3 protein-coding genes and 1 pseudogene are annotated in these 3,029 nt (G+C 62.2%); all 4 read left to right on the forward strand.

Features of this window, described 5'->3' with window-relative positions; genetic code table 11:
* Positions 1 to 266: 266 nt before the first annotated feature.
* Positions 267 to 572 carry an STAS domain-containing protein gene (locus BFP90_RS08605; protein WP_065893763.1) on the forward strand — a complete coding sequence of 102 codons (306 nt, stop codon included), beginning with the start codon at positions 267 to 269 and terminating at the stop codon, positions 570 to 572.
* Complete coding sequence (locus tag BFP90_RS08610; RefSeq protein WP_065893762.1) at positions 569 to 2,287, forward strand: ATP-binding SpoIIE family protein phosphatase; 1,719 nt, start codon at positions 569 to 571, stop codon at positions 2,285 to 2,287. Before BFP90_RS08605 ends, BFP90_RS08610 begins: the two co-directional genes overlap by 4 nt.
* Before the next feature lie 30 nt (positions 2,288 to 2,317).
* Complete coding sequence (locus BFP90_RS08615) at positions 2,318 to 2,662, forward strand: Hpt domain-containing protein (RefSeq protein WP_065893761.1); 345 nt, start codon at positions 2,318 to 2,320, stop codon at positions 2,660 to 2,662.
* Between the two features lie 83 nt (positions 2,663 to 2,745).
* Positions 2,746 to 3,029 (forward strand): annotated as a pseudogene (locus tag BFP90_RS08620) (flagellar hook-length control protein FliK); the annotation flags it as partial.

Raw genomic sequence — 3,029 nt, forward strand, 5'->3', positions numbered from 1 at the left:
CTTTTCCAAAGTGACCCGCCGTCAGGGCGGAACCCTAAGTAGCCGTTACCGCAGAAACGGATATGTACTCAACCCAATCCAACACCCTGGTCGGCCCCGAGGCCGCCATCGGGGGCAAGCCCCCTCCCACATTTGGACCGGGATCGACACCAAAATCCTGGTCGCCCCGGAGGCAAGCCCCCTCCCACATTTGAACGGCCGTGTTGCTCAGATCGGGTTCGCCTGCTACACCTTGTTGCACAGACCCATGACAAGGAAGCAGTCACATGTCAATCGAGTCAGAAGTATCCCTGGACGGGAAGAAGTTGACGATCGCAATCAAGGGCCGGTTCGATTTTGGCAGCCACCAGGCATTTCGCGATGCCTACGAGCGTTACTACAAGGTGCCCGAGTTGTATGTGGTCGATCTTAAAGAAACCACCTACATGGACAGCTCGGCCCTGGGCATGCTCCTGCTGCTCCGGGACCATGCCGGTGGCGATGAGTCTCAAGTGCAGGTCAGCAACAGCAGCCACGACGTGCGCAAAATCCTCGCCATTTCCAATTTCGACAAGCTGTTCGATATATCGTGAGAGTCCTGGCCCCCTTATCCGAGCCGCTGACCATCCTGATTGCCGAAGACAGCGCCGCCGACTTGCTGTTGTTGTCGACCATCGTGCGGCGTCAGGGTCACCATGTGCTCACCGCGACCAATGGCGAGCAAGCCGTTGAAGTGTTTGCGCGCGAGCGTCCGCAGCTGGTGCTGATGGACGCGATGATGCCGGTGATGGATGGTTTTCTCGCCGCGCGCTGGATCAAGCAATTGGCGGGCGAGCAGTTGGTCCCCATCATTTTCCTGACCTCGCTGCGCGAAAGCGCCGCACTGGCGGAGTGCCTGGACGCCGGCGGCGACGATTTCCTGCCCAAGCCCTACAACCAGCTTATTCTGGCCGCCAAGATCAACGCCATGGACCGCCTGCGGCGGCTACAAGCCACGGTGCTGCAGCAGCGTGACCAGATCGCCCGGCACAATGATCACCTGTTACATGAGCAACGCGCCGCCAAGGCCGTGTTCGACAAGGTCGCGCATTCGGGTTGCATCAACGCGGCGCCGAATATCCGCTACCTGCAATCGCCCTATGCACTGTTCAACGGGGACCTGCTGCTGGCGGCCTATACGCCGTCCGGCGACATGCACGTGCTGCTCGGCGATTTCACCGGCCACGGCCTGCCGGCGGCCATCGGAGCCATGCCCCTGGCCGAAGTGTTCTACGGCATGACCGCCAAGGGCTATGGGCTGACGCAGACCCTGCGCGAGATGAACGCCAAGCTCAAGCGCATCCTGCCGGTGGACATGTTCTGCTGCGCCACACTGTTGTGCCTGAGCACCGAGCGGCGCGTGGTGGAGGTGTGGAACGGCGGCATGCCCGAGGGCTATGTGCACGAGGTCGCCACCGGCAAGCGCACGCCGTTGATGTCGCGGCATCTGCCGTTGGGCGTGCTGTCGGCCCAGGCATTCGATGACAGCACCGAAGTCTGGCCCATGGCCCTGGGCGATCGCGTGTTCCTGCTCTCCGATGGCGTGCTGGACACCGCCGACGCCAATGACCAGTTGTTCGGCGCCGAGCGTTTGCAGCAGGTGTTTGCCGCCAACCGCGAGCCCGACCGCCTGTTCGAGGATATCGAGCAGGCGCTGGCGGCCTTTCGCGGTGAGGCGCGGGACGATGTCAGCATGGTTGAAATCAGCTTGCTGGCCGGCCAACCGCTGCGCGTGGCCGAACCTATGTATTCCGACAGCGGCCAGTCTTGCCCGCTGAATTGGTCGGTGAGTTTCGAGTTTCGCGCGCAGACCCTCAGGCGCTACAACCCGTTGCCGTATCTGCTGCAATTGCTGTTGGAGGTCCATGGCCTGCGTGAGCAGAGTGGGGCGCTCTACACGGTCATGGCCGAGTTGTATGCCAATGCCCTCGAACATGGCGTACTGGGCCTGGATTCACAGCTCAAGCGCGATGCCGAAGGGTTTGCGCAGTATTATCGCCTGCGCAACGAGCGGCTGGCGCAATTGAACAGCGGCCATATCCGGGTGCATGTGCAGGTGTCCCCGACTGCGCAAGGCGGCAAGATGACGTTGCGTGTCGAGGACAGCGGGCCTGGCTTCGATGTTGACGAGGTACTGGCGCGGCCGCTGGATGCTGACCGTCTGTCCGGCCGCGGCTTGAACCTGGTGCGTCAACTGAGCGGCGACGTACGCTGGTCCGATGGCGGGCGCTGCGTCTGCGTGGAGTTTTGCTGGAAGGCTCTGGCATAATCCGTCAATTCTTGATCAAGGAGCGAGCAAGTGGTCGATATCCATCTGGACCCGGACGTGTTGTCGGGTCTGCGGGAGGTCATGGAAGGTGAGTATCCCAAGCTGCTCGATACCTTTCTCGATGACTCGCAAAAGCGCGTCGAGGCGTTGCGCACCGCGCGCGACGACGCCAAGGCGCTGGGGCGCATAGCGCATAGCTTCAAGGGCAGCAGTGGCAACCTTGGCGCGGTGCGGTTGGCGCACCTGTGTCAGCGCTTGGAGCTTGAGTCCATCAAGCCTGCCTCGAATCTGGGTGCATTGGTGGACCAGATTGATCATGAGTTCGCGCTGGTCAGGCCGATGTACGAATCGGAGCGCCAGCGTTTCAGTGCGTGAGCCTTCGCTGCAAACCTGGCCCGACTCTTGCTCTATCTCCTGATACTGCATCCCCGACCCCCATGCAGTGGAGACCTTTACCTATGCCAGTCGCCCCCAATTCGCTCCTTCAGGCTGCCCCCGCGGCCAAGCCTCAAGCGCCTGCCGCCACCCCTGCGGTGGCGGCTGCGGACCCACGGGACAAAGGCCCTGGCTTCTCTCAAGTGTTCGCCAACCAGGGCGCCAAACCGGCGCTGAAAACCGACAGCGCGCCGGGCAAATCGGTGCCTGCAACCGCCGACAAAACACCTGCCGCCAGCACGCCTGCGGTTGCCGATAGCGGCAATCCCTTGCCTGCCAAGCCGTCCGATGCCGACAAAGCGGCCAA

Source organism: Pseudomonas sp. 24 E 13 (assembly GCF_900004715.1).
Lineage (GTDB): Bacteria > Pseudomonadota > Gammaproteobacteria > Pseudomonadales > Pseudomonadaceae > Aquipseudomonas > Aquipseudomonas orientalis_A.

Coding starts and splice junctions, on each gene's coding strand:
- BFP90_RS08605 (WP_065893763.1), top strand. CDS start 267: ATGTCAATCGAGTCAGAAGTATCCCTGGACGGGAAGAAGTTGACGATC.